A 25,733-nucleotide genomic window follows, 5' to 3' on the forward strand; every position below is an offset into this window, starting at 1 on the left:
TCGGGATATTTTACACACATACCGGCCGGGATTTCCTGGCTAGCCTGACCGATAAGCAATGACGCGGCACCATCCCCGGGCCGCGTTCCCCCACACTCCTCGGGAGGACAACGTGGTCCTGGACTATATCGTGATCGCGGTCTATATGATCGTGATCCTCGGCGTCGGCTACTGGGGCCTGCGCCGCTCCAAAACCAAGAGCGACTACCTGGTGGCCGGACGCCGCCTGGGCACGTTCATGTACTCGGGTGCCCTCTCGGCCATCGTGCTGGGTGGGGCCTCGACCGTGGGTGGCATCGGCCTCGGCTACACCCACGGCCTCTCCGGCGCCTGGCTCGTGGTGGCCATTGGCCTGGGCATCCTGGTGCTCAGCGCATTCTTTGCCAAGCGGATCGTGAAGCTCAAGGTCTACACGGTGACCGAGATGCTGGACCTGCGCTACGGCGGCAACTCGGGCCTGATCTCCGGCGTGGTGATGTTTCTCTACACGCTCATGCTCACGGTGACATCGACGCTCGCCTACGCCACGATCTTCCACGTGCTGTTCGGGATCCCCAATATCGCCGGCATCGCAATCGGCGGCACCGTGGTGATCGCCTACTCGGTCATGGGCGGGATGTGGTCGATCACGCTGACCGACGTCGTTCAGTTTGTGATCAAGACCATCGGCATCCTCTTCCTGCTACTGCCGATCTCCCTCGCCCACGCCGGCGGATTCAGCGGGATGGGTGAGCGCCTGGCCGACTCCTTCTTCTCCCCCTGGTCCATCGGCGGGGCCACGATCATCACCTACATCGTGGTGTACACCCTCGGCCTGCTGATCGGTCAGGACATCTGGCAGCGTGTGTTCACCGCCCGCACCCCGAAGATCGCAACCCGCGGCGGCCTGGCCTCGGGCATCTACTGCCTGATCTACGGCGTCGCCGGTGCCCTGATCGGGATGGCCACCCGGGTGCTCTACCCGCACCTGGAATCCCCCGATGCGGCATTTGCCACCATCGTCCAGGACGCCCTGCCCCCGGGGGTGCGCGGACTCGTGCTGGCCGCGGCCCTGGCGGCGATGATGTCCACCGCGAGCGGGGCGCTGATCGCCTCGGCCACCGTGCTCACCTCGGATATCTTCCCGCGGCTGCGGGCGATCTTCCGCCCCGGCACCCAGAGCTTCTCGCAGACCGGATCGCTCGTGGTCTACCGGGTCGCGATCCTGGTGCTCGGAATCGGCACCGTGGGCATCGCCTCGGCCGTGGACAGCGTGGTCGCCGCGCTCACCATCGCCTACAACATCCTGGTGGGCGGGCTGTTTGTCTCGATCCTCGGCGGGCTGATCTGGAAGCGCGGCACCCGGCTCGGTGCCTGGGTCAGCATCCTGACCGGCACGGTAGCGGTGATCATCACGATGTTTGCCACCGACATTCTGGCCAATGAGCCGATCTACTTCGGCCTGGGTACCAGCCTGGTCACCTACGTGGTGGTGAGCCTGCTGACCAAGCCCACCGAGCCCGAGATCATGACCGAGTGGACGCGCCGACTCTCGGCGAGCGATAGCGAGGACATCAACGTGTCCCACCCGGAGACGGCCACCATCCGCTTCGACCCGCACGCCCACTAATCCCTCTTTCTTGCACCTCCGCAACACCCGCGAAAGGACACACCATGTCTGCACACCCGCACCTTCCCGCATCACTGAGCGCCAACGCCGCGCGCGTGGTGGAAAACGGCTTCACCGGACCGGTGAACTCCGCCCTGGTTCCCCGCTACAGCGGCCCGGCAACCTTCGCCCTACTACCGGGCATCGAGACCGTCGAGCACGCCGATGTGGCGATCCTCGGTGCCCCCTGGGATGCGGGGGTCTCGTTCCGCTCGGGGGCGCGGTTTGGTCCCGAGCACATTCGTTCGGCCAGCCGCCTGCTGCGTCCCTATAACCCGGCCCTGGATGTGTCGCCCTTTGCCGGGATGCAGGTTGTGGACGCCGGGGATGTGGCGCTCAACCCGTTCAACATTCCCGAGGCGCTCGGTGTGCTCCAGGACACGGCAACCTCGCTGGTGCGCGGCGGAACCTCGCTGGTGACCCTGGGCGGGGATCACACGCTGGCCCTCCCGCTGCTGCGCTCGGTGGCCGCCGTTCACGGCCCGGTCGCTCTGCTGCACTTCGACGCCCACCTGGACACCTGGGACACCTACTTCGGCGCCGAGTACACCCACGGCACCCCGTTCCGGCGGGCGGTCGAGGAGGGCATCGTGGACACCGAGTCAATCTGCCACGTCGGCACCCGCGGTCCGCTCTACGGACACCGTGACCTTGAGGAGGACCGCCGCTTCGGCTTCGGCATCCTCACCTCCGCCGACGTCTTCCGCCAGGGCGTGGACGAGATTGTGGCCCGGCTGCGCGAGCGCGTGGGGAACCGGCCGCTGTACGTCTCGATCGACATCGATGTGCTGGATCCCGCCCATGCGCCCGGCACCGGAACGCCCGAGGCGGGCGGGCTGACCAGCCGCGAACTGCTGGAGATTCTGCGCGGGCTGGCCGGGCTGAACATCGTCGGAGCCGACGTGGTGGAGGTGGCTCCCGCCTATGATCACGCCGACATTACCGGGGTTGCCGCCTCCCATGTGGCGTATGATCTGGTGTCGCTGCTCGCGCTGCGCGACGGCGGAAAGGGAACCCGATGAGCACCCCCGAATCCCGGATTGGCGGGGACCCTGTCCCTGAGATCCACCTCGACTCGCAGGACACGGCCCGAGTCCGGATCGGCGGGGACGTCACCCTGGAGACCCTGCGCGCACTCGGTGCCCGCGCGGTGGTGGGGCTTCCCGGCCAGCACGCGCTGGGCCTGTTTGACGCGCTACGCCGCAGCGACCTGCACTATCTGAGCTCCCGGGTCGAGAACAACGCGGGCTTCATGGCCGACGGCTTGGCCCGGGTTTCGGGATCGGTCGCCCCGCTGCTGCTCTCCACCGGACCCGGCGCGCTCACGTCGCTCGCGGCGCTGCAGGAGGCCGCGGCCTCCTCGATTCCGGTGCTGGCGATCTCCGCACAGATCCCCGTGGCCGGACTCGGCGGCGGGCGGCACGGGTACCTGCACGAGCTGCCCGATCAGTCGGCCTCGTTCCGCGGGGTCGTGAAGTCCACCTTTACCGTGCGTACCCTGGCGCAGATCCCCTCGGCACTCACCGCTGCGTGGGAGCTGGCGCTGGAGGCTCCCGCGGGGCCAACCATGGTCGAGGTTCCCGAGGACATTCTGCTCGCCGACGCGGCCGACCTGGTCCCTCCGGTGCGGGCGATTGCGCCGCAGGTGCGCGCCCATGCGCCGCGTCCCGAGCTGGTCGAGGCCGCGGCCGACGCCCTGGCCGGCGCCCGCAATCCGGTGATCCTCGCCGGTGGCGGGGTGGCCCGGGCCGGTGCCCGAGACGAGCTGCGCGCGGTGGCCGAGGCGCTGCAGGCCCCGGTGGTCACAACCTTCGGCGGCAAAAACGCCTTCGACTGGGCACACCCTCTGTCGGCGCGATCGTGGCTGGAGGACATCGCGGTGACCGAGTTCCTTGAGGCCGCCGACGTTCTCCTCGTGGTGGGCAGCGGACTCGGGGAAACCTCGAGCAACTACCACACGTTTGCCCCCGGCGGCCGGGTGATCCACATCGAGGCCGATCTCGGTAAGGTCACCTCCAACCACGCGGGGCTGGGCATCCACGCCGATGCGAAACTCGCGCTGGGGGCGCTGGCGAGGGCACTGGATACCCGCGCAATCACCGAGCGCGCGGTGCGCGCAGAACGGGTGCGCGGCCGAATCGACGGGCTGCTGGACACCGTGATCGCCCGCCTCGACGCACAGGACCTCACCGCCGAACGCGCACTGGTCGACGCGCTGCGCCGCGCGGTGCCCGATAACGTGAACACCTATTGGGACATGACGATCCTCGCCTACTGGGCGTGGTCGGCCTGGGACCCGCGCGGCGGGGAGTTTGCCAGCGCGCAGGGATCCGGGGGCCTGGGCTACGGGTTCCCGGCGGCAATCGGGGCGGCGTTTGGCCACCGGGTCGACGGCACCGACGCCCCCGTGCTCGCGGTTTCCGGTGACGGCGGTGCGCTCTACGGGATCGCCGAGTTGGCCACCCTCAAGCAGCACGATCTCAACGTCACCTGGCTCATCATCGACGACGGAGGGTACGGGATCCTGCGCGAGTACATGACCGGTGCCTTCGGTGCCGCCACCGCCACCGAGCTGGCCCGGCCCGACTATGTGGCCCTCGCCGAGGCGTTTGGGATCTCCGCCGAGCTCGTGCAGCCGGAAAACCTGGCCGGGGCGATCGAGGTTGCACTGGCGGCTCCGGGACCGCGGGTGATCGTGGTGCCCACGGTCCTCGGGCTGTTCGCCCCGACCCACCTAGATCGGCTGGCCTAGTTCAGGTCTCCTGGCCTAGCCCGGATTACCTGGTCTCGCCCGGATCTTCCGGGGTCGCCCAACAAACGCAGAGTCCCCGACACCGGATGGTGTCGGGGACTCTGTTGTACGTGTTTAGCGCTGCTCGGGCGGGAGCAGATCCGGGCGCACACGACGAGTGCGTTCCACCTGCTGCTCGTGACGCCACTTATCTACCGCGCCGTGGTTGCCCGAGAGCAGTACCGGCGGGACCTCACGCTCGCGCCAGACCGAGGGCTTGGTGTAGCTGGGGTATTCCAGCAAGCCGTCCTCGTGGGACTCCTCGACCAGGGACTCGGGGTTGCCCACCATGCCGGGAATCAGACGACCGATGGCCTCGATCATCGCCAGCACGGCGACCTCGCCGCCGTTCAGTACGTAATCGCCAATGCTCACCAGACGCACGCGCGCCTGGGTTGCGGTGTGATCAAACACGCGCTGGTCGATGCCCTCATAGCGTCCGCAGCCGAACACCAGAGCGGGCTCCAGGCTCAGTTCACGCGCCATCTTCTGATCGAAGACCTCACCAGCGGGCGAGGGGAAGATCACCAGCGGCGAATCCTCGGAGGCAACGGCATCGGCACCCAGAATGGAGTCCAGGGCTTCACCCCAGGGCTCGGGCTTCATGACCATGCCGGCACCACCACCGTAGGGGGTGTCGTCCACGGTGCGGTGCCGATCATGGGCGTGATCGCGCAGGTTGTGCACGTTCATGTCGATCAGCCCCGACTGGCGGGCCTTGCCCAGTAGCGAGACGTTGAGCACGTCAAAGTACTCCGGGAAGATGGAGACGATATCGATCTTCATGGTGCTACTCCGCGGGGGTTGCGGACGATTCGGTACCGTCCGAAGCGTCGTCTTTGGACGTCTCGGCAGCGGCCTCCTCAGCGGAAACCGGCTTCTCCGAAGCATCGTCCGCGGACACCTCGGCGGCCGAAGCCTCCTCGGCTGCGATCTCCGCCAGGTCCTCGAACAGTCCCATCGGCGGGGTCACCACGATAAAGCCCTGCTCCACGTTGACCTCGGGCACAATCGCCGAGACAAACGGAACCATGACCTCGCCCGATGCCGCCTTCACGATCAGCAGATCCTGGGCGGGCATGTGCTCGATCCGAGCGATGGTCCCCACCTCCACGCCGTCGCGCATCACGCGCAGACCGGCGAGCTGGTGGTCGTACCAGGCGTCGGGTTCGTCGTTATCGGGTGCCTCGTCGGCATCGATCCAGAGGATCGCCTTGACCAGGGTTTCCGCCTCGTTGCGGTCCTCGACACCCTTTAAGAATGCAACCGCATGACCGTTGTACCAGCGCAGCTCGGCAAGCTCAATCGTCTTGCCGTGCCACTTCGAACCGGTGGGCACCTGCAGGGTGAACACGGCTCCGGGGGTAAACCGGTGTGCGGGATCGTCGGTGTACAGCTCTACCTTGAGGGCTCCCTTGAGCCCATGTGCCTTCGTCAGCCGGCCGACACGCAGCTGATTACTCTTCGGCTTTACTCCGCGATTCATCTCAGGCAGCGGTGTCGACAACGTCAACCCGTACCCGGGAGTCACCGGCGAGAGAATTTACCAGGGTGCGCAACGACTTCGCGGTGCGACCCGAGCGGCCGATCACGCGGCCGAGATCCTCGGGGTTCACACGAACCTCGAGGATCTCGCCGCGCGTCGTGCTCTTCGCCGCGACCTGGACGTCTTCCGGGTGGTCAACGATCCCCTTAACGAGGTGTTCCAGAGCGGTGGAGAGCAAAGTTACGCCGTTTCTTCTTCGGTTGCAGTCTCAGCAGCAGCCTCGGTCTCCTCGACCTTGGCGGGTGCCTTCTCGGTCTTGGGCTTCAGGACCGGCTTCTTCTTTGCGTCGAAGACGTAGGGAGCCTTGGCTTCCTTGACCTTGACGGTCGAGACGGCGTCCTTGTCTCCCTTGAACTTGCCCCAGTCACCGGTCAGCTTCAGCAGAGCGGCAACCTGCTCGGTCGGCTGTGCGCCAACGGAGAGCCAGTACTGGGCACGGTCCGAGTCGATCTCGATGAACGAGGGCTCTTCGGTGGGGTGGTACTTACCGATCTCCTCGATCACGCGACCGTCGCGCTTGGTGCGCGAGTCGGCAACGACGACACGGTAGTAGGGTGCACGGATCTTACCCATGCGCTTGAGACGAATCTTGACAGCCACAATTCTCCTGTGTGTTTAGTGTGGTGAACTGGTGCCGAGCGCGTGGGGTGCACACGCGGCGAAAGCTCTAATGGGGTCTGAGTGGGCGGATAGAGGGTCGGCCACACACGGACTCAAACACCTATTCTGTCAGAAATCGACGCATCCGGGTAATCCATCTCACACGCGTGTCAGAATTGAACCCCATCCCCCGCCCGCGCAGAAAGAATCGATGCCCGTGCCCACTGAGTTTGCACCGTCGCCCGAGGTGGCCTCCGCCGCGGTTTCACCCGCGGTTCCCTCGATTCCCTTTGCCCGCTCGGCACGCGGAACCGTGGGCTTGGAATGGGAACTGACCCTGGTTGATCCGTCCACCGGCGCCCCGGTATCCCGGGCCCCCGAGGTACTGGCGGCCCTCGCCGCGCCCGACGGAACCCCGCACCCGTTTATTACCGGCGAGCTGCTGCTCAACACGGTTGAGCTGGTGAGTGATGTCCACACCACCGTGCCCGCGGCTATTGATGATCTGCGCGGCCAGCTGGATGAGCTGCGTGTGGTCTGTGACTCCCTGGGAATCGACCTGATCGCCTCCGGCTCGCACCCGTTTGCCCAGTGGCAGGACCAACCGATCACCCCGAAACCTCGGTATGAGAAGCTGATCGACCGCACCCGGTGGTGGGGGCGCAACATGATGATCTGGGGTGTGCACGTGCACGTGGGCGTCGAGGATGCCGATCGCGCACTCCCCCTGCTCGACGGGCTGCTCACCTACTCCCCCCACCTGCAGGCACTCTCGGCATCGAGCCCGTTCTGGGCCGGGGTGGACACCGGCTACGCATCCAACCGCTCGCTGATGTTTCAGCAGCTGCCCACCGCCGGGATCCCCCAGCAATTCACCCACTGGTCGGAGTTTGAGGCGTATGTGGCCGATATGACCCGCACCGGCATCATCGAGGATCACAGCGAGGTGCGCTGGGACCTGCGCCCCTCCCCGCGCTGGGGCACGATCGAGCTGCGCTCCTGCGATGCCGCATCCACCCTCACCGAGTTCGGGGCGATTGCCGCCCTCGCCCACTGCCTGAGCGATGTACTGACAACGAGACTCGACGCCGGCGAAGAGCTCACGGTCCTCCAGCCCTGGTTTGTGCGCGAGAATAAGTGGCGCGCGGCCCGCTACGGGCTGGATGCCGAGCTGATCATCAACGCCGAGGGCGATGAGCGCCTGGTCACCGATCACCTGCGCGAGCTGGTCACCGACCTCGCCCCCGTGGCCGAGCGCCTGGGCTGCGCCGCCGAGCTGGCCTCGATCCCCGGGATCCTCGATGCGGGCGGGAGCTACCAGCGCCAGCTGCGGGTCGCCGCCGAAAACGACGGCGACCTGCGCGCGGTGGTGGCGGGCCTGGCGGCGGAGCTGCGCGGCTAAGCGGCCAGGACGCGTTCGGCCTCGCGCTTCGCCGGATCACGCAGCACCAGGGCCACGATCAGCGCGATCACCAGGAGCACCAGCATCACCACAAAGCTCACCCGCACGCTGCTGGCGTCGGCGATCGCACCGAGCGCGGGACCCATCAGCCCGCCGAAGGACAGTGTGAGTCCCAGGGTCACGCCGCTCGCCAGCCCGATCCGATTGGGCAGGAACGCGTGCGAGAGCGTGACCTGCGGGGAGAACGGCAGGAACAGGGCGATACCGAGGGCCGCGGTCGCAACCACGGCGACCGGGGCACTCGGGGCCAGCACGATGCCCACCATCGCCAGCACGGCCAGCGCATACCCGGTGCGCACCACGCGCAGGCGGCCAAACCGGTCGGCGAGGAAGCCGCCGATCAGGGTGCCCGCGGCCCCGGCAGCGGGGAACACCGTCAGCGCGATTGAAGCCTCGGCGGCGGAAATCCCGAAGCGCTGAATGCCATACAGGGTAATGAACGAGCTGGTGCCGATATAGGCGACCGACCAGCAGGCCAGCACCGCGACCAGCACACCAAAGCCGCGCCAGTCATCCTTCGCGACGGGAGTGTGCGTGTCGTGAGATGCGGTTTTCGCCGTGGGCTCGGTTCCGCGCGGACGCAGCAGGAACGCGGCCCCCATGACCGCGGCGGGGATCATCAGCAGCGGAGTCGCCGAGAGGCCCCACACACCCACGGTCAGCAGGACGCCGGTGGGTGCGAGCGCCGCCCCCACGTTGCCGCCCACCGAGAAGATGCTCAGCGAGCGGTTGGTCCCTCCCCCGTACTCGCGGGCCAGCACGGTGCCGGAGGGGTGGTAGGCGGCCACGCCGATCCCCGAGATTGCGATCGCAATCCAGGTCGCCGCATAGCTGCCCGCAAAGAGCCCACTCACGGCGATGCCCGCGCCCGCGGTGAGCAGGCCGGCAAGCACCAGCCAGCGCATCCGGAACCGGTCGGCCAGCATCCCAAACGCGGGCTGGGCGACACTCGAGAGGCTCGTGGCAGCCAGGGTTATGCCGGCCACCGCGGCATAATCGTAGTGACGCTCCAGGATGAGGAACGGCAGCAGGGCGGATACGGCACCGGCATAGAAATCGTTGGCGGCGTGGGTGGCCGTCAGCACCCACAGACCTGCTCTGTTTTGCATGTTTTTCCTTTTGTAGCGTGGACATCCCGGTTGCAGCGGGATAGTGTTGGGGTACCGCAACCCCTCAGACAAGTAGACAGGTTACGATGATTTCGCAGATTTCACAACAGCCGCTTGCGGCGCGGGTGGCCGAGGAACTTTTGGGACGCATCCGCGCCGGCGAGTGGCCCCTCGGGCACCGCCTCCCCGGCGAGACCACGTTGGCCGCTCAGCTCGGCGTGGGGCGCTCCAGCCTGCGCGAGGCGATCCGCGAGCTCGCCGGCAAGGGAGTGCTGACCAGTCGCCAGGGGGCCGGGGTTTTTGTGACCGCGCTCGATGTTGAACAGGGGCTCGAGGACGTGGTCCGCGATGCCGAGGTCACCGCGGTGATCGAGGCGCGGATCGCCGTCGAAACCGAGGCCGCCCACCTCGCCGCCACGCGCCGCACGGCCGCCGATATCCGGCTGCTGCGCAAAACCCTGGAGGTGCGCGAGGCATCCCGCGACAGCGTCGAAGCCTATGTGGACACCGACACCGAATTTCACCGCGCGGTGATTGCCGCCGCCCACAACCCGGTGCTCGGCGAACTCTTTGACACGTTTGTGCCGCGCATCCGGCAGGCCATGATCGCGATGCTGAAGGCACAGCCCAAACCCGCTACCACCGACGCCGACGGCCACGGCGGCCTGATCGAGGCGATTGTGGGCAAGGACGCCGAACTCGCCCGCACCCTCAGCCGGGCCCACCTCACCGAGCTGCTCACAAACTTCACCGCGCGCTAGCCAGCCGACGGGCACGCTCAGTTACGCCGCCAGCCCCCTCCCTCGCCCCAGCCGAGACATCGGTACAACGCACACACCCCGCCCATCCAAGCGGATGAGCGGGGTGTCTGTGGAGCCGATCGGCTAGTCTTCGCCGCGTGTGGTGCCGCTGGTTCGGCGTGAGCGGAGGAAGACTCCGCTGCCCAGCAGGAGCATCGCGGCGAGGGCCAGCGCCCCCATGCCGACCGCGTCGGCACCGGTGGTCACCAGGCTGCCACCACCCGCGCCGGGACCGGGGGTTCCGGGGCCGGGGGTGCCGGGACCAGGAGTTCCAGGTCCAGGAGTCCCAGGTCCCGGAGCCCCAGGATCGGTTGTGCCGGGTCCCGGGGTTCCCGGCAGCGGGGTCACACCGATCGAGATCGAGGGTGAACGGTTCCCCGCCGGATCGATGACCGTGATGGTCAGCTCGCCGGCATCCACCGCGCCCTCGGAGGTGCAGGTCCAGGTCCCGTCGGCCCCCACGGTGACCTCACAGATCAGGTTGCCCTCGGGGTCGGTGATCTCGACCGTGGAATCCGGTTCGGCGGTCCCCGAGCAGGTCACCGTGCCATCGGCGTTGGCCGAGCACTCGACGCCGGTGGGCGGGGAGGGGGCGACGGTGTCGATGTTCAGGCTGATCGCGATGCCGGTGAAGGTGTTACCGTCCGCATCGGTGGCCACCGGAGTCAGGGTGTGGGTGCCATCGGCCAGCGCCGCGGGAAGCGTGCAGGACCAGGTGCCGTCCGCCTCCACCGTGGTGGTGCAGACAACGCTGCCCTCGGCATCCAGCAGCTCCACGGTGTCTCCCGCGGCGCCCGTTCCGGTGAGGGTCGGGGTGGACTCCCCCAGCACGCTACCGGTGTTCGGGCTGACGATGATCGGCGGCGTGGGCAGGGTGTGTACCCCGCCGGAGTTCCCCGCCGGATCCACCGTTTCCACGGTGACCGGGAAGGAGGTTACCGGACCACCGGTGCACGTCCAGTGCCCACCGGCGGGGACCTCGACGGTGCAAATTTCCTTCCCGTCGCCGTCGGTGACCACAATGGTGTCCCCCTCGGCTGCCGTGCCTTCACAGGTCACCTCGCCCAGCTGGTTCACCGAGCAGACCACGTCGGTGGTCGGCGTGGGCGGAGTGGTATCCACAGTCAGGGTGATCGGGTTACCGGGGGTTTCGTTTCCGGCGATATCCACGGCCACCGGGGTCAGCGTGTGATCCCCCTCGGTGAGTTCGGGACTCGGCTCACAGGACCAGGTTCCGTTCGTCACCACGGCCGAGCACAGGACCTCGCCGCCCGGGCCACGCACCTCGACGGTGGTGCCGTTCTCGCCGGTGCCGCTCAGGGTCGGGGCGGGGTTGTTGCCCACGCTGCCGTTGGTCGGCGAGGTGATCACCGGGGCTGCCGGCAGCGTGGTTTTCACGGTGATGGTCACCGAGGACCCCTCGGTCTCGTTCCCGGCGGCATCCACGGCCACCGCGGTCAGCGGATACTCGCCGTCCGTCAGCGCAGGGGCCACCACACAGGACCAGGCGCCATCCACGACCTCGGCCGAGCACAGCACCACTCCGGCGGCATTACGGATCTCCACGGTGGACCCGGTTTCGCCAGTTCCGGCGAGGGTTGGCGTGGTGTTGTTGGTGACGATGTTGGCGCTCGGAGTCGCGATCACCGGGGCGGCCGGGGCCGTGGTGTCCACGGTGATCGTGATCGCCGTACCCGTGGCCTTGTTTCCGGCGGCGTCGGTGGCAACCGGGGTCAGCACGTGATCGCCCTCGGTGAGTGCCGAATCGAGCGTGCAGGACCAGGCTCCGTTACTCACCACGGCCGAGCAAACCACCTCATCCGCGGCGTTTTTGACGGTGACGGTTGAGCCGTTTTCCCCGGTTCCCGACAGGGTCGGAGTGGTGTCGTTGGTCACCAGGCCGTTGGCGGGCGAGGTGATCACCGGGACGGTCGGCGGCGTGACATCCACCGTGATCGTGATCGGGGTACCCGGGGTCTTGTTTCCGGCGGCATCCTTGGCCACCGGCGTGAGCACGTGGTCCCCCTCGGTGAGCGTGGTCGCGAGGTCACAGGTCCAGGCGCCCGCGGTCACCACGGCCGAGCACAGCACCTCTCCGGCGGCATTGTGGATCTCCACCGTCGACCCGGTTTCCCCGGTACCCGAGAGAGTCGGGGTGGTGTCGTTGGTCACGAACCCGTCCGCCGGTGAGGTAATGGCCGGGACCGCGGGCGGGGTCACATCCACGGTGATCGTGATGGCCACCCCGGGGGTCTCATTACCCGCGGCATCCTTCGCCACCGGGGTCAGCACGTGGTCACCCTCGGTGAGTGCCGGGGCTAGCTCACAGCTCCAGGCGCCCGCGGTCACCACGACCGAGCACAGCACCTCTCCGGCGGCATTCTGGATCTCCACCGTCGACCCGGACTCCCCGGACCCCGAGAGCGTCGGGGATTCCACGTTGGTGACCGTGCCGTCCAGCGGAGCGGTGATCACCGGGACCGCGGGTGGCACGGTGTCCACGGTAATGGTCAGCGGAATGCCGGGGGTCTCGTTGGAGGCGGCATCCACCGCGACCGCGACCAGCTCGTGATCGCCGTCCGTCAGCGCCGGGGCCACCACACAGCTCCAGGTGCCGTCGGTCACCGGTGCCGAACACAGCACCACTCCGGCGGCGTCCCGCACCTCGACGGTGGTGCCGTTTTCTCCGGTACCGGTCAGCGTGGGTGTGGCGTCGTTGGTGATCGTCCCGTTGGTGGGCGAGGTCACGATGGGGGCCCCGGGGAGCTCGGTGATGACCTCGATGGTGATCGCGGTACCCGGGGTCTTGTTACCTGCGGCATCCTTGGCCACCGGGGTCAGCACGTGGTTTCCGTCTCCCAGGGCGGGGGCGAGGTCACAGGTCCAGGCACCGGCGGTGACCACGGCCGAACACAGCACCTGATCATCGGCATTTCGGATTTCCACCGTCGAACCGGTCTCCCCGGTACCCGAGAGGGTCGGGGTGGTGTCATTGGTCACGAATCCATCCACCGGCGAGGTGATGACCGGGACCGCCGGCGCGGTGACATCCACGGTGATCGTGATCGCGGTACCCGAGGTCTTGTTTCCGGCAGCGTCCTTGGCCACCGGCGTGAGCACGTGATCACCCTCGGTGAGCGCCGTCGTGATGTCACAGCTCCAGGCCCCCGCGGTGACCACGGTCGAACACAGGACATCCCCGGCGGCATTCTGGATCTCCACCGTCGAACCGGTCTCCCCGGTACCCGAGAGGGTCGGGGTGGTGTCATTGGTCACGAATCCATCCACCGGCGAGGTGATGACCGGGACCGCGGGCGGGGTCAGGTCCACGGTGATCGTAATCGGGAGACCGGTGGCCCGATTGCCTGCGGCATCCTTCGCCACCGGGGTCAGCACATGATCACCCTCGGCGAGCGCCGGGGTGAGGTCACAGGTCCAGGCACCCGCGGTGACCACGGCCGAGCAGAGCACCTCGCCGGCGGCATTGTGGATCTCCACCGTCGACCCGGTTTCCCCGGACCCCGAGAGCGTGGGAGTGGTGTCGTTGGTGATCGTCCCGCTCACCGGGGAGGTGATCGCCGGGACGGCCGGCGGCGTGATGTCGACCGTCAGCGCAACGATCGTGCCGGGGGTCTGGTTGCCGGCGGCGTCCACCGCGACGGCGCTGAGAATGTGCATCCCCTCATCCAGGGCGGGGGCAATGGTGCAGGTCCAGGCACCATCCTCAACCAGGCTCGAACACAGCACGGTTCCATCGGCCGCACGGATCTCGACCGTCGAGCCGTTTTCTCCGGTCCCGGTGAACACGGGCGTGGAGACGTTGGTTGCGGTACCGGTGAGCGGCGCGGTGACCACCGGGGCCGCGGGCGGGGTGAGGTCGATGGTCACGGTGACCGCGGTCCCCGGGGCTTCATTCCCGGCGGCGTCCCGGGCAACCGGGAGCAGCGGGTGATCCCCCTCGGTCAGCGGCTCGTCGAGGGTGCAGGACCAGATACCCGCGGCAACCGTCGCGGTGCACAGTACGGTACCGGCTCCATCCCGTACCTCGACGGTGGAGCCGTTCTCTCCGGTACCCGAGATGGTGGGGGTGGCGTTATTGGTGATTGTCCCGTTCTGCGGAGCGGTGATCACCGGCACCTCGGGCGGGACGGTGTCCACGGTGACCGTGATGGCCGTGCCCGGGGTGCTGTTACCCGCGGGATCCATCGCGACCGGGGTCAGGCTGTGATCCCCCTGCCCCAGGGCCGGGCTGATCTGGCAGGACCAGGCACCCGCGGTGACCACGGCCGTGCACAGCACCTCGTTGTTGCCGCCGCGAACCTCCACCGTGGAGCCGTTCTCTCCGGTTCCGGTGATGGTGGGCGTCGTGGTGGTGAGTAGCGCGCCATCGCCGGGCGCGGTGATCACGGGAGCCGCGGGCGGGGTTGTGTCGATCGTGATCGTGACCGCGGTGCCGGGTGCGGTGTTTCCAGCGGCGTCCCGAGCGGTCGGGGTGAGCGTGTGCGAGCCCTCGCCCAGCGCCGTCGCCGGCTCACAGGACCAGGTTCCCGCCGCCACAACCGCGGTGCACAGCAGCGCGTTCTCGGCACCGCGCACCTCAATCACCGAGCCGTTTTCTCCGGTTCCGGTGATGGTGGGGGTGGCGTTATTTGTCAGCGTGCCGTCTGCAGGAGCGGTAATCACCGGGGTGGTCGGTGCGACCGTATCGATGGTGATAGTAATCGAGGTACCGGTGGTTCGGTTTCCCGCCGTATCCACGGCGATCGCCGTCAGCGCGTGTTCACCGTCCTCCAGAGCCGTTGCCGGCTGGCAGCTCCACGCCCCCGCGGTGACCACGGCCGTGCACAGGATCTGCCCCTGCGCGCCATGGATCTCTACCCGGGAGCCGGTTTCCCCGGTTCCCGTGAACGTGGGCCGCGTGTTCTTGGTGATGGTGCCGGTAGCCGGCGAGGAAATCACCGGAGCCGCCGGCGGGACCGTATCCACGACGATGGTGATGGGGGTACCCGGCGTCCGGTTACCGGCCGCATCCACCGAAATCGGGGTCAGCGTGTGGGAACCATCTACGAGGGCCGGGGCCACCACACACTCAAACTCTCCCTCGGGTACATCCCCCGAGCACAGCAGCTGATTGGCGGCGTTTTGAATCTCGACGATGGTGCCACTATCCGCGGTACCGGTAATCAGCGGGGTCTTGTTATTGGTGATCGTGCCGGTGGTCGGGGCGGTAATCACCGGAGCGGTGGGCGGAGTGGTGATGACAGAGAAGGTGACCGGGGTGCCGGGCGCCGCGTTTCCGGCCTCATCCAGCGCGACCGGGGTCAGCGTGTGCGAGCCCTCGGTGAGCGCGGGTGCCACCACACAGGACCAGGCCCCCGCGACAACGGTAGCCTCACAGAGCACCGCACCGGCATCGTTACGCACCTCGATCCGAGAACCGTTTTCACCGGTACCGCTTACGGTGGGTGTGGTGTTTGCGGTCGCGGATCCGGCTACCGGGGACGTGAGCACGGGAACCGCCGGCGGGATCGTATCCACCACGAAGGAGCGGGTAGTGGCCGTCGTCGTGACGCCGTTCAGCGAGGCCGCCACCGAAATGTTGTTGGTGCCCTCGGGTCGGTTGGCGACGGGGGTATAGGTCCACGCGCCATTGACCACCGGAACCTCGGCCAGCGCGACACCGGTATCGGCATCGGTGATCGTCACCGCGAGGGTGGTGCCGGGGAGGTTATCGGCGGTACCGCTGATCACCGGTCGGGGATTATTGGTCAGCTGCCCGGCGGTGGGTGTAGCGATGGTGGGGGCGGTCAGTGTCTTCACCGAGAGGGGGGCTGAGGCCGTCTGGTTGGGGCTACCGGGAATCCGTACGGAGTATTCGAAATTGCCGAGGGCGCTGCCGGGGACGGCATTCTCGGACACTTTATAGGCGAATGCATAGGAGGTGAAATCGCCCACGGTGTTGTCAGAATAGCCACAGTAGATCCCCGTGTAGAAAGCGGTACTACTCGCGGGAATAAGTGTGTTGCCGGAACCGGTGTCATAACAGGGAAAGCTCGTGGGGGGACGTTGAATCAAGACGCCGGAGGGCGGGGTGAGGGTGAGTTGCGCGGCGCGGGCGGCGATGCTGACCGTCACCGTGCCGTCGGCCTGCCCAACCGATCCTGGCGTTGCACTGGCCGCCGCAAATGCCGCGGTCGGCACCAGCGCGGGAATGATCAGCCCCACCGCGAGCGTGGCCGCGAGCAACCCGCGCCGGGCCACCGTCCCCAACCGCGTTGAATTCGCGAGTTCTAAAGCTTCGCCGGTCATGGTTCCCCCATTTACGCGCACCGAAAGTCGAATGAACGACCGTGTCCTGTGCCCCCTGTTTAGCAGTTCTCCGGGCACACGACAAGGGTTCCCCCTGGTCCGGGGGGCAAAATTTCGAACCGAACGGTCAACATGGCTCACCGGGACATCGATCGACTCTTTACGCCCGGTCTCCGGCACCCGACACCCACACAGACAAAACCCGTCACCATTCGGATTCGAATGGTGACGGGTTCAGGGAATGCGGCGGGCCTAGGCGGTCGGGAACAGCTCCGCTTCCAGGGCGTCGAATTCGGCGGTGAAGCGCTCACGCATCGCCTGCTTCTCGGGCTCGGGAACCCAGCTGGCCTCCACTCCGGCCAGGGCCATCGCGCGCAGCTTGTGACGATCCACACCCAGCTGTTCGCTGAGGATCGCATACTCCTCGGCCAGGGTCGTGGGGAACATCCCGGGGTCATCGGAGGCGGGGATCACGTTGAGGCCGGCCTCAAGCATCGCGGCAATCGACGCGCGACGCCACGGACGCCAGGACCGACGCGAGGTCGTGGACACCACGGTAAACGCGGTCTGCTGCTCGCGCACACGTTCGACAACAGCCGGATCCTCCAGCACAAAGTAGCCGTGATCGATGCGGTCGCAGCCCAGCAGGTCCAGGCACGTGATCGTGTTCACGGCCACCGGCGCATGCTCGGAGGAGTGGGCGGTACGGAACAGCCCAGCCTCCCCTGCGAGCCGATACGCATCGGCAAAGCGCTCGGGCGGACCCGCGGTCTCCAGATTGTCCAGGCCGATTCCCACCACGTACTCGTTGGGGTTGTCCACGATCCGGCGTACCATCGCCAGCGCGTGCTCCCCGGACTTGCTGCGGTCGATACCGGCGATCATCCGTCCGGTCATCCCGAAGTCACGCTCGGCCATCCGAATACCCTCGGCATAGGCCTCGACCTGACCTCGGTACCCGAGCTTTTCCAGGTGCGGCGGCAGGTCATCGAAGAACAGCTCAAGGTGACGGGTCGCGCTGGTGCGGTGCGCGGCCTCGAACGCCTCGTAGGTCACCCGGGTCAGGTCCTCGGGACTGCGCAACACCTCGACGACCCACTCCGACGCCTTAAAGAGGGAGTAGGAGGTTTCCGGCTCATCGGCCGAGCGTCCCTGAGGCACCGGGATGTGGGTGTCTCGGTAGAGTGCGGGGTCCGGCGGCAGCGAGTTGATGTCGCGGAAGATCAGCTCGGGATCCGCCGGCAGCTCAAGCTTTTCACGGCGAGCCAGCTCGGCGAAGGTCGAGGCACGCACGGTGCCGATCAGGTGGCAGTGCAGGTCGGTTTTGGGTGCGCGGCGCAGAAACTCGGCGGTCGCATCGGTTGACACGGTGATGGTCAGGTCCCCTCGGGTAAAACGAAAATCAAAACGGGCATCGCCCGGACCCCTGCGACGGGGTCCGGGCGAGGCGAGAGTTAGCGGCTGGCAACCTCGCGGGCGAACCGGTCGGTCCACTCGGTGCGGTTCTTCACGATGACCGAGATGTCCAGGGTCTTGTATCCGGCGGCGATCGGATCGGTGGCGGCCTCGCCCACGATCTTCTTCAGGTTCTCCGGCACGGTGGCCTCGGGGTTGACCGGCAGGTCGCCAACAATCTTGGCGGAGCTGGTCTGAGCCTCGGCACCCAGCAGGTAGTTGATGAAGACGTGGGCACCCTTCACGTTCTCGGCGTTGGCGGGGATCATGGCACGGTTGGTGGCCATGAACTTGCCGGTGGCCGGCGGGGTCCAGGCGATCGGCTCGCCGGCCTCAACCAGGCTGGTGGCAAAGCCACTCAGCGCCGGAGCGTTGACGATCTCGCCCTGCAGCAGCAGGTTGGTGACCTCAGTGGAGGACTTGTAGAACTGCAGCACTCCCGGGGACCATTCGCCCAGGGTCTTGAACGCGGCATCCACGTCGTAGGGGTCCTTACCCACGGTCTCGGCCACACCGGAGACGGTCAGCTGACCGGCGGTCACGCTGAAGTCGGGCAGGGCGAGCTTGCCCTTATAGGCGGCGTCCCCGAAGGTGTCCCACTTGGCCGCGGTGGCCTGGTCCAGCTTGTCGGTGCGGTACAGCATGCCGTTGAGCTGGTAGCTGTAGGCGGGACCGTCGTACTGCTTCTCCTTGGCGAAGTCGGCGACCTTGGCCAGGTTGGGCAGCTGGGCGTCATCTACCTTCTGGAAGAGCTTCTTGGACTGGCCGAGGGCGGCGTAGTAGTCCGAGATCAGCATGACGTCGGCGCCGGCGCGCTTACCGTTGAGCTCCAGCTTGGACAGGCGCTCGGAGTTCGATCCGGTGTCCACCTCAACCTTGTAGCCGGTGGCCTTCTCGAACGGGTCGATGATGGCCTTAGTGAACTCGTCAACACCAAACGGGAAGGTGCTGACCACGATGGTCTTGTTGTCGTCGCCGCCGGTGTCGCCACCGGGGGTGGCGGAACAGCCGACCAGCAGAGCGGTCGAGGTGAGCAGAGCCGCGGCGGTCGCCAGGGCGCGAACGGGGATACGGGAACTCATCGGAGGGGTCCTTACTGTGAAAGGGATGTGGTGGGGAGTGTGTGGGGCCGGGCCGGGGGCGATTCGGGCAGGAGTACCAGGACCCGGGTGAGGGTGCCCGCTATTCGGGCAGGTGGACGAGCGCGGGCGCCGGTGCGGTCACCGAGATCCGCTCCCCCGGGGTAAACCCGGTGTGTCCGGCGGGCAGGGCGTCGCGACGCAGCACCGAGATCAGCGGCACCGTTTCGCCACCCGGGGCCGCGGCATCCACGCCGACCACCAGGTCGACGCCGCGGTAGGCGCTGCTGGTGATCACGCCGTCGAGGTTCAGGCCCGGCGTGGTGGCGGTCGCCGAGGCAATCTGCAGCTGCTCGGGACGCACGGTGAACAGGCCCTCGGCGGTGGGGATGAAGTTCTCATAGCCCAGGAACTCGGCCACAAAACGGTTGGCCGGGGCGGGGAAGACCTCATCCGGAGCTCCGGTCTGCATGACCTTGCCCGCACGCATGAGCACCATGGTGTCACTCATTTCCAGGGCCTCGTCCTGATCGTGGGTGACGAGCACAACGGTGAGGCCGGTCTCGGCCTGGATGCGACGAATCTCGGCACGCATCTGCACGCGCAGGCGGGCGTCGAGGTTGGAGAGCGGCTCGTCCAGGAGCAGAAGCTTGGGACGGATCGCGATGGCCCGCGCCAGCGCCACGCGCTGCTGCTGTCCACCCGAAAGGGCCTTGGGCTTGCGGGCGGCCAGGTGGCCGAGCCCCACGAGCTCAAGCGCCTCGGCCACGCGTGCCTTGCGCTCGGCGGCGGGCACCTTACGCAGCTTGAGCCCGTAGCCCACGTTGTCAGCGACGGTGAGGTGCGGGAACAGCGCATAGGACTGGAACACCATGCCCAGGCCGCGCTTTTCCGGCGGCAGGGCGGTGGCGTCCTCGCCGCCGATCAGGATCTTGCCCGCGGTGGGGCGGGCATAACCGGCGAGCATCCGCAGCGAGGTGGTCTTGCCACATCCGCTGGGGCCCAGGAGGGTGGTCAGCTTGCCCTCCTCGATGGTGAGGTCCAGGTTGTCCACGGCGAGGAAGTCACCGTAGGCCTGGGTTACTCCGACAAATTCGGCTGCGGGAATCACTTGTTGATACCTCCAAAGATCTTGGCGAAGCCGACCGTGCGCTCGGCGATGATGGCAACCACGACGGTTGCGGCGAGCAGCAGGGTCGACATTGCTGCGATGGTCGGGTCATAGTTCTGCTGGATATAGTCGAGCATCGTGACCGGGAGCGTGCGGAAGCTGCGGTCCTGCAGCAGCAGGGACAGCGGCACGTTGTTGAACGAGGTGACAAAGCTCAGCAGGGCGGCGGAGAAGATCCCGGGACGCAGCAGTGGCAGGGTCACCGTGAAGAATGCGCGCAGCGGCGAGGCACCGAGACCACGGGCGGCCTCCTCGATCGCCGGATCCGCCAGGGCGAGGGATGCCCCGGTCACCCGCACCGCGTAGGGCAGCAGGATCGCCGTGTGTCCGATCAGCAGGGCGATCGAGTTCGACTGTCCCAGCACCACCATGATCTGCTGGTAGAGCGCGAGGCCCACCACCAACTCGGGAACCACGAGCGGGGAGAGGAACAGGCCCTGAACCAGGGACTTGCCGGGGATCTTGCCCCGGTGCATCGCGATGGTGGCCGGGACTCCGATGGCCAGCGCGATCACGGTCGCGATCAGCGCGAGCTGCAGGCTCTGCCCCAGCGAGGACATGAACGTATTGTTGCCGAGGGCCGCGCCAAACCAGTCCAGGGTGAAGCCCTTGGGCGGGAAGGACACGGTGCGTCCGGTGGAGAATGCGGTGCTCACCACAAACAGGATCGGGACGATCATGATGATGTAGCCGAGCACGGCCAGGGTACCGAGTACCGGGCGGGCGTTATTGGTCTTGATCATGCTCATGACTGCACGCTCTTTCCCCGCGACAGCAGCGAACTCAGGCCCGAAACCAGGAACACCAGCAGCGTCATAATCAGCGCGGTGGCCGAGGCCGAGGCCCAGTCCACGGTCACGTTGGAGTAGTTGTAGAGCTCGGTGGCGAGCATCCGCTGACTCGATCCACCCAGCAGATAGGGGGTCGTATAGGCGGTTGCGGCACCGGCGAAGACCAGGGTCGTGGCAACCACGAGGCCCGGGGCGGACAGCGGCAGCACCACGGTCCAGAGGGTGCGGGTGCGGCTGGCGCCGAGTCCGCGGGCGGCGTCATCGAGTCCGGGATCCACCTGGGCGACGGCCGAGTAGCAGGAGATGATCGCCAGCGGCAGGAACAGCTGGGTCATACCGAGGACCACGGCGAGCTCGGTGTAGAGCAGCTGCGGAGCCTCGGAGGCGAGGCCCAGGCCGGTGATGAGCTGGCCGATCGCGCCCTGGCTGCCCAGTAGCACGATCCATCCGAAGGTACGCACCACGTTGCTCAGCAGCAGCGGGAAGATCGCCAGCGCGAGCCACATGCCGGCAAAGCGCGAGGTCGAGCGGGCCAGCAGGTAGGCGATCGGGAAGCCGAGCACCAGGCAGGTCGCGGTGGTGATCAGACCGAGGCCGAGGGTGCGGCCGATGATGCCGAGCGAGTAGGGGTCGGTGAGCATCTGGCCGAGACGCGCAAAGACGTCTCCGGTGCTGACCCCGGGCGGCGCGATGAGCATCGCGACCGAGGGAATGGCGAATCCGAGCAGGATAAACACCAGACCGGGCAGCAACAGCCAGGCTGGTTTTCGAGACATGTGTGCCCCCATTGGCGGTGGTGTGGGTGCGGGACGGGGATCCCCACGCACGGGCGGGCGATTTCGACGCAAAACGCCGAAACGGGCAATGAAACCGGTTGCACAACCGGTTTCACACACTATACGCTAAGTTCTATCGAAGAAACAAACACTTCTTTTTCTCCCCCGACGACGCCGCAATTCGCCGTCACGCCCATCCCCTTGCGAGCCCGTTTACCTCGCACACCCGCATAAATCGGAGGCTCCGTGAGCACACTTGAGGACGTCGCGCGTCTCGCCGGGGTATCCAAGGCCACGGCCTCGCGCGCCCTCAGCAAGCCCGAACTGGTCGCCGCCGCGACCATCGAGCGGGTTCAGCGTGCCGCCCAGGAACTGCATTTTGCGCCCTCGCGCACGGCAACCGCGCTGGCCAGTGGACGCACCGGGGTCATCGCGATGGTGGTTCCCACCCTGGAAAACCAGTTCTTCACCCCGATCATCCAGGGAGCCCAGGACCGCGCGGATGCCGCCGGCTACCTGCTGACCGTCGCCGCCACCGCGTTTCTCGAAGACAAGGATGTGGACCAGTTCGCCCGGCTCGCCCCGCAGGTGGACGGCTTCCTGCTGGCCGCCCCGCGCGGTAAGGACCAGTTTGTGGAGCCCGCGTGCAAGCTCAAGCCCACGGTGCTGATCGACCGCGAGATCGACGGGGTGCCCTCGGTGGTCGCCGACTCCGCCACCGGCTTCGCCGAGTTGGCTCTGCGCATGGTGGAGCAGGGGCACCGACACATCGCGCTGGTGGGTGGTCCCGGGCGCTCCTGGCAGAACCTCCGCCGCGTGGCCCACGTGATCGAGGCCCTGCGCGGCAAGGCCGCCCTGACCGTACTCGGACCGCACCGCTCGACCTTCGCCGCGGGGGTGGGCGTGGTGGGCGAAATCCTGACCTCCGGTGCCACCGCGGTCATCTCCTACTCCTCCTCGCTGTCCACCGGCATCATGTTTGGACTCCAGTCTCGCGGGATCACCAACCTCGTGGTGAGCGCGGATCGCGGCATCGCCGACGCACTGGGATCCGCCAACGTGCCCGTGCTCGAGGTGGACGGCCTGGAGCTGGGCCGCCAGGCGATGGATACCCTGCTCGCCCGCCTCGACGCGGCCCCCGGCGGCGAGATCCCCCGCCTGCGCCTGCCCGTCTCGGTGGACTGGGACCTCGGCGAGCGCGAACCCGCATAGAGCGTAAGGCCGTAGGTTCTCGGCCCTAGGCTCCCTTGAACACCGCCGAGGGTGAGATCGCGTGCGCCAGCGCGGCCCCCAGCAGCGGAAGCGGCAGCAGGGCGAGCAGCAGCCGGGCGATATCGGCACCAGCCAGCAGGTACTCCTGCTTGCCAATGCTGCCGGTGAATCCGGCCACCGCGATAACCAGGCTCGCCCCGATCGCGACCGGCACCAGGACCGTGGCGATCACCTCGACCGCGAGCGCCAGCGTGATCTGCGCCGGACGCGCCCCAAAGGCTCGATACAGCGCCATCTCCGCGCGCCCCGACCACCAGAGCACACCAAGAAGCAGGAACAAGACCCCGGCTCCAACGGCCCAGCCCCACGCGCTCGCACGCAGCGGCAGATTCTTTTCCGGGTCCACCACCAGCGCGTTTTTGGCCAGATACGGCCCGGGGTTCGCCTGATACACGGGCGGCACGGCCTCGGTCAGCGTGGGAATCACCGCGCGGGCCGCTCCCGGTGACATCTCCACATAGCATTCGCGGGTGTACTGGTCGGCGCGAACGTCCGGCTCCAGGAGGGCCGTGTTGAGGCCATCCACCCGGGACCGCTCCCCCGCGATGCTCAAAATGTCGCGGGTCTCGCTCGTGCCCGCACGGGTCAGCTTCACCGTGGTGTCCGGCACCAAACCGGTCTGGGTCGCCAGGTCCTTGCCGGCCACGATGCCCGATCCCGGGACCGCTAGTCCGGGCCAGGCAATCGCGATCATTCCCGGGCTCACCCGCAGCAGCTCACGATTCTGCCCGGGGAAGGTCGCCAGCTGGATCTGCTCGCGGTGCAGGATCGCCCCGGCCGCGATCACCCCCTCGGTGCGCGCGATGTTCTCACAGTACGAGACCGGGAATCCCTCGATCGTGCCCGCCCGAATCACCTGGACAAAGCGCCCGGCGGCACGCTGCTGCTCCCAGGACTCGCGCAGGCCACCGGTTTCGATCAGCGAAACCAGCGGCACGGCGACGCCGATCAGCGCCGCACAGAGCGCAATCAGCAGGGCACGCCACGGCCGGGCTCGCAGCCCGCGGGCGTGTTCGCGGACAAACTCTCCGGTGCGAAATCCGTGGCTCATGCGGACACCAGCCGGTCCATCCGGATGATGCGGTCGGCACGCTCGGCCACGATATCGTCGTGGGTCGCAATGATCACGATCGCCCCGGCGTCAGCCGCGGCGCACAGCGCCCCGATGACCAGTCCGCGGGCGGCGGCATCGAGGGAGGCTGTGGGCTCATCGGCGAGGATGATCGGAGTCTCGGCGGCCATCGAGCGCGCAACTGCGACCCGCTGCCGCTCGCCCCCGGAGAGGCGCTTGCCGAGTCGATCACGCACCTCCGCAAGTCCGAGGCGTTCGAGATGTCCCTCGGCGATCAGGAGCGCATCCTCCCAGGTGGTCCCGCGCGAGAGCGCTCCGATTGCCACGTTGTGGGCGGCCGTGCGGTGTGGGAACACCGGTGAGGCCTGGTCGATCCAGGACATCTGAGGGGCGTGCTCGGTCCCGTCGGCCGCGGTGAAGGCCACCGTGCCCGCATCGGGTTTCTGGTGTCCGGCGATGACCGCGAGCAGCGTGGACTTCCCAAAGCCCGAGGGGGCGCGCAGCGCGGTCATGCTGCCCTCCACAAACTCGGCGGTGAAATCGGTCAGGACCCGGCGCTCCCCGAACGCGACCGAGATATCCCGCGCGACTACCGGCATTCGCGCCGCTCCGCGGGCACCGAGAGCAGCACACGGTCGGCGTCATCAAGCTCGCCGGTGACCACCACGGATCCACCCTCGCCCGCGCCCACCTGCACCGCGACCGGACCGGATTTGGTCAGTACGCAGCTATTCGCGCCCACCTGGAAGACTGCGGCCGCGGGGATGCGCCATCCCGAGGTCTGCACGGTTTGGGAAACCATCGTGCGCACCATCGGCTCCCCCGCCGTCGCGGTTTCGGTCAGCGCGATCAGGCCCTCGGGGGTGATCGCGTCCCGCGCCTCGGTCAGGGGAAGCTCGGTGGTGCCCAGCTTCAGAACGGCATCGGCGGGCACGGGCATCCGGATGATGCGTTCCTGGTCGAGGACCGGCAGCTCCGTCTTCTCCCCGCCCTGGGGTCCGGGGGCGATCGGGGCCAGGCCCTCGCCGGTGAGCAGCGCCGCGGTGATCCGCGGACGCGGCGCAAACAGTGCCTCCCCGGCCGCGGGCGCGGGCTGACCCACCGAGAACGCGGGTGCACCCACGGTGATCCGAGGTTCGGCCAGGTGCACCACCCAGGACGGATCGAAGGTCTCCCCCTCGGCCCCAATCTTCTTGGCCAGCTGGGTGATGCCTCGGGCGGTGGAGGCACTAAACGTGTTGCCGGTACCGCGGGCAAGTCCCAGGTCTCCCAGCAGGGTGTTAAGCCAGCCGATGTCGCTGCCGGCGGTGGTCTCGGGGCCGATTGCGCGCCAGAAGGGGCCGGGGGTGCGGGCGGCGAGGCGATCGATGCCGTCGATGGTGACCACCACATCGCCGGGCCCGATCGAGGTGACCTGCGGGCGCACGGCGGTGATCAGACCGGACCAGGCCGGGGCGCGCAGCACCGGACCCTGTTCCCAGCCGAGCGCCAGGTCCATCGGGGTGTCGGTGTTCGCCTGCCCGGTTTCCACCGGCGTCCAGGTTTCGACCGGTTCGGTGAACCGCACCTGCCCGCTCCACAACACGATCGCCGCGATCAGCCCAAACGGCAGCACCACCCAGGCACCGGCACCCACCCAGAGCAGCACGGATTTTCCGATCGAGCGGCGCGTGGCCATGATGTCCCCCTGTTCGGCGCAGCTGCGCCCCAAAACATCCGGGGTTCACACACCCGGTTGCGTGCCGCTCCCGCGCGGGCACGGTCTCAAGGTAGTGGCAACGCTCGCCCGGGTCAATTTGATAACACTCGTTGTGGAGGGGCCGCCGGCTCCCCACTCCCGATAGCATGGGCC

20 protein-coding genes are annotated in these 25,733 nt (G+C 67.5%); 6 read left to right on the plus strand and 14 right to left on the minus strand.

What is annotated here, in order from left to right:
- Positions 1 to 58: 58 nt before the first annotated feature.
- Genes D9V34_RS11795 through D9V34_RS11805 form a run of 3 tightly spaced genes read left to right on the plus strand, consistent with a single transcriptional unit; the run spans position 59 to position 4,400 of the window.
- On the plus strand, positions 59 to 1,609 hold the full coding sequence (locus D9V34_RS11795) for a sodium:solute symporter family protein (RefSeq protein WP_220700592.1): 1,551 nt from the start codon (positions 59 to 61) through the stop codon (positions 1,607 to 1,609).
- A 44-nt stretch (positions 1,610 to 1,653) separates the two neighbouring features.
- Complete coding sequence (gene speB, locus D9V34_RS11800) at positions 1,654 to 2,670, plus strand: agmatinase (protein WP_121689009.1); 1,017 nt, start codon at positions 1,654 to 1,656, stop codon at positions 2,668 to 2,670.
- On the plus strand, positions 2,667 to 4,400 hold the full coding sequence (locus tag D9V34_RS11805) for a thiamine pyrophosphate-binding protein (RefSeq protein ID WP_121689010.1): 1,734 nt from the start codon (positions 2,667 to 2,669) through the stop codon (positions 4,398 to 4,400). The genes speB and D9V34_RS11805 overlap by 4 nt, the downstream gene beginning before the upstream one ends.
- A gap of 114 nt (positions 4,401 to 4,514) precedes the next feature.
- Here D9V34_RS11805 and trmD read toward each other — a convergent pair whose 3' ends face one another.
- The 4 genes from trmD to rpsP are packed head-to-tail and all read right to left on the minus strand — an operon-like array spanning position 4,515 to position 6,585.
- A complete protein-coding gene (trmD, locus tag D9V34_RS11810; RefSeq protein ID WP_121689011.1) occupies positions 4,515 to 5,225 on the minus strand; it encodes a tRNA (guanosine(37)-N1)-methyltransferase TrmD in 711 nt (236 codons plus the stop codon).
- A 4-nt stretch (positions 5,226 to 5,229) separates the two neighbouring features.
- Positions 5,230 to 5,925: a ribosome maturation factor RimM gene (gene rimM, locus D9V34_RS11815; protein WP_121689012.1), complete on the minus strand. Its 696-nt coding sequence runs from the start codon at positions 5,923 to 5,925 to the stop codon at positions 5,230 to 5,232.
- A gap of 1 nt (position 5,926) precedes the next feature.
- Entirely contained in the window at positions 5,927 to 6,163 is a 237-nt protein-coding gene (locus D9V34_RS11820) for an RNA-binding protein (protein WP_030148708.1), read from the minus strand.
- A 2-nt stretch (positions 6,164 to 6,165) separates the two neighbouring features.
- Positions 6,166 to 6,585, minus strand: a complete 420-nt coding sequence (gene rpsP / locus D9V34_RS11825) for a 30S ribosomal protein S16 (RefSeq protein WP_121689013.1) — start codon at positions 6,583 to 6,585, stop codon at positions 6,166 to 6,168.
- A gap of 211 nt (positions 6,586 to 6,796) precedes the next feature.
- On the opposite strand from rpsP, the gene D9V34_RS11830 reads away from it, so the two are divergent.
- Entirely contained in the window at positions 6,797 to 7,987 is a 1,191-nt protein-coding gene (locus D9V34_RS11830) for a glutamate--cysteine ligase (RefSeq protein ID WP_121689014.1), read from the plus strand.
- On the opposite strand, the gene D9V34_RS11835 is transcribed toward D9V34_RS11830, so the two are convergent.
- Positions 7,984 to 9,156 (minus strand): MFS transporter, encoded by a 1,173-nt coding sequence (locus D9V34_RS11835; RefSeq protein ID WP_121689015.1) that lies wholly within the window; start codon positions 9,154 to 9,156, stop codon positions 7,984 to 7,986. The two genes, D9V34_RS11830 and D9V34_RS11835, sit on opposite strands and share 4 nt — an antisense overlap.
- Positions 9,157 to 9,242: 86 nt before the next feature.
- On the opposite strand from D9V34_RS11835, the gene D9V34_RS11840 reads away from it, so the two are divergent.
- Positions 9,243 to 9,917, plus strand: a complete 675-nt coding sequence (locus tag D9V34_RS11840) for a FadR/GntR family transcriptional regulator (RefSeq protein ID WP_121689016.1) — start codon at positions 9,243 to 9,245, stop codon at positions 9,915 to 9,917.
- Between the two features lie 123 nt (positions 9,918 to 10,040).
- Here D9V34_RS11840 and D9V34_RS11845 read toward each other — a convergent pair whose 3' ends face one another.
- The 6 genes from D9V34_RS11845 to D9V34_RS11870 form a co-directional block, all read right to left on the minus strand.
- A complete protein-coding gene (locus D9V34_RS11845) occupies positions 10,041 to 16,265 on the minus strand; it encodes an Ig-like domain-containing protein (RefSeq protein WP_121689017.1) in 6,225 nt (2,074 codons plus the stop codon).
- Positions 16,266 to 16,517: 252 nt separating this feature from the next.
- Positions 16,518 to 17,633: an adenosine deaminase family protein gene (locus D9V34_RS11850; protein WP_245992016.1), complete on the minus strand. Its 1,116-nt coding sequence runs from the start codon at positions 17,631 to 17,633 to the stop codon at positions 16,518 to 16,520.
- An 86-nt stretch (positions 17,634 to 17,719) separates the two neighbouring features.
- Positions 17,720 to 18,802: an extracellular solute-binding protein gene (locus D9V34_RS11855; RefSeq protein WP_121689018.1), complete on the minus strand. Its 1,083-nt coding sequence runs from the start codon at positions 18,800 to 18,802 to the stop codon at positions 17,720 to 17,722.
- Positions 18,803 to 18,902: 100 nt separating this feature from the next.
- The gene (locus tag D9V34_RS11860; protein WP_121689019.1) at positions 18,903 to 19,910 is read right to left on the minus strand and encodes an ABC transporter ATP-binding protein; all 1,008 of its coding nucleotides are present in this window, start codon (positions 19,908 to 19,910) and stop codon (positions 18,903 to 18,905) included.
- Positions 19,907 to 20,719 (minus strand): ABC transporter permease, encoded by an 813-nt coding sequence (locus D9V34_RS11865; RefSeq protein WP_245601267.1) that lies wholly within the window; start codon positions 20,717 to 20,719, stop codon positions 19,907 to 19,909. Before D9V34_RS11865 ends, D9V34_RS11860 begins: the two co-directional genes overlap by 4 nt.
- Positions 20,716 to 21,537, minus strand: coding sequence for an ABC transporter permease (locus D9V34_RS11870; RefSeq protein WP_030148698.1), 822 nt, complete (start codon positions 21,535 to 21,537; stop codon positions 20,716 to 20,718). Before D9V34_RS11870 ends, D9V34_RS11865 begins: the two co-directional genes overlap by 4 nt.
- Positions 21,538 to 21,783: 246 nt before the next feature.
- Here D9V34_RS11870 and D9V34_RS11875 point away from each other — a divergent pair, with 246 nt between their 5' ends.
- A complete protein-coding gene (locus tag D9V34_RS11875) occupies positions 21,784 to 22,749 on the plus strand; it encodes a LacI family DNA-binding transcriptional regulator (RefSeq protein WP_121689020.1) in 966 nt (321 codons plus the stop codon).
- 25 nt (positions 22,750 to 22,774) lie between these two features.
- On the opposite strand, the gene D9V34_RS11880 is transcribed toward D9V34_RS11875, so the two are convergent.
- Genes D9V34_RS11880 through D9V34_RS11890 form a run of 3 tightly spaced genes read right to left on the minus strand, consistent with a single transcriptional unit; the run spans position 22,775 to position 25,559 of the window.
- Positions 22,775 to 23,860 carry a hypothetical protein gene (locus tag D9V34_RS11880; protein ID WP_121689021.1) on the minus strand — a complete coding sequence of 362 codons (1,086 nt, stop codon included), beginning with the start codon at positions 23,858 to 23,860 and terminating at the stop codon, positions 22,775 to 22,777.
- Entirely contained in the window at positions 23,857 to 24,480 is a 624-nt protein-coding gene (locus D9V34_RS11885) for an ATP-binding cassette domain-containing protein (protein WP_121689022.1), read from the minus strand. The genes D9V34_RS11880 and D9V34_RS11885 overlap by 4 nt, the downstream gene beginning before the upstream one ends.
- Complete coding sequence (locus tag D9V34_RS11890; protein ID WP_121689023.1) at positions 24,471 to 25,559, minus strand: hypothetical protein; 1,089 nt, start codon at positions 25,557 to 25,559, stop codon at positions 24,471 to 24,473. Before D9V34_RS11890 ends, D9V34_RS11885 begins: the two co-directional genes overlap by 10 nt.
- Positions 25,560 to 25,733 lie beyond the last annotated feature (174 nt).

It is taken from the genome of Mycetocola lacteus, from assembly GCF_003667575.1.
GTDB classification, from domain to species: Bacteria; Actinomycetota; Actinomycetes; order Actinomycetales; family Microbacteriaceae; genus Mycetocola; species Mycetocola lacteus.

Bases quoted from the DNA above. Each gene is read 5' to 3' on its own strand.
- D9V34_RS11880 (WP_121689021.1), bottom strand. From the start codon at position 23,860: ATGAGCCACGGATTTCGCACCGGAGAGTTTGTCCGCGAACACGCCCGC.
- D9V34_RS11795 (WP_220700592.1), top strand. From the start codon at position 59: ATGACGCGGCACCATCCCCGGGCCGCGTTCCCCCACACTCCTCGGGAG.
- D9V34_RS11830 (WP_121689014.1), top strand. From the start codon at position 6,797: ATGCCCGTGCCCACTGAGTTTGCACCGTCGCCCGAGGTGGCCTCCGCC.
- rimM (WP_121689012.1), bottom strand. From the start codon at position 5,925: ATGAATCGCGGAGTAAAGCCGAAGAGTAATCAGCTGCGTGTCGGCCGG.
- D9V34_RS11885 (WP_121689022.1), bottom strand. From the start codon at position 24,480: ATGCCGGTAGTCGCGCGGGATATCTCGGTCGCGTTCGGGGAGCGCCGG.
- D9V34_RS11845 (WP_121689017.1), bottom strand. From the start codon at position 16,265: ATGACCGGCGAAGCTTTAGAACTCGCGAATTCAACGCGGTTGGGGACG.
- trmD (WP_121689011.1), bottom strand. From the start codon at position 5,225: ATGAAGATCGATATCGTCTCCATCTTCCCGGAGTACTTTGACGTGCTC.
- D9V34_RS11835 (WP_121689015.1), bottom strand. From the start codon at position 9,156: ATGCAAAACAGAGCAGGTCTGTGGGTGCTGACGGCCACCCACGCCGCC.
- D9V34_RS11870 (WP_030148698.1), bottom strand. From the start codon at position 21,537: ATGTCTCGAAAACCAGCCTGGCTGTTGCTGCCCGGTCTGGTGTTTATC.
- speB (WP_121689009.1), top strand. From the start codon at position 1,654: ATGTCTGCACACCCGCACCTTCCCGCATCACTGAGCGCCAACGCCGCG.
- D9V34_RS11890 (WP_121689023.1), bottom strand. From the start codon at position 25,559: ATGGCCACGCGCCGCTCGATCGGAAAATCCGTGCTGCTCTGGGTGGGT.
- D9V34_RS11865 (WP_245601267.1), bottom strand. From the start codon at position 20,719: ATGAGCATGATCAAGACCAATAACGCCCGCCCGGTACTCGGTACCCTG.
- D9V34_RS11840 (WP_121689016.1), top strand. From the start codon at position 9,243: ATGATTTCGCAGATTTCACAACAGCCGCTTGCGGCGCGGGTGGCCGAG.
- D9V34_RS11855 (WP_121689018.1), bottom strand. From the start codon at position 18,802: ATGAGTTCCCGTATCCCCGTTCGCGCCCTGGCGACCGCCGCGGCTCTG.
- D9V34_RS11805 (WP_121689010.1), top strand. From the start codon at position 2,667: ATGAGCACCCCCGAATCCCGGATTGGCGGGGACCCTGTCCCTGAGATC.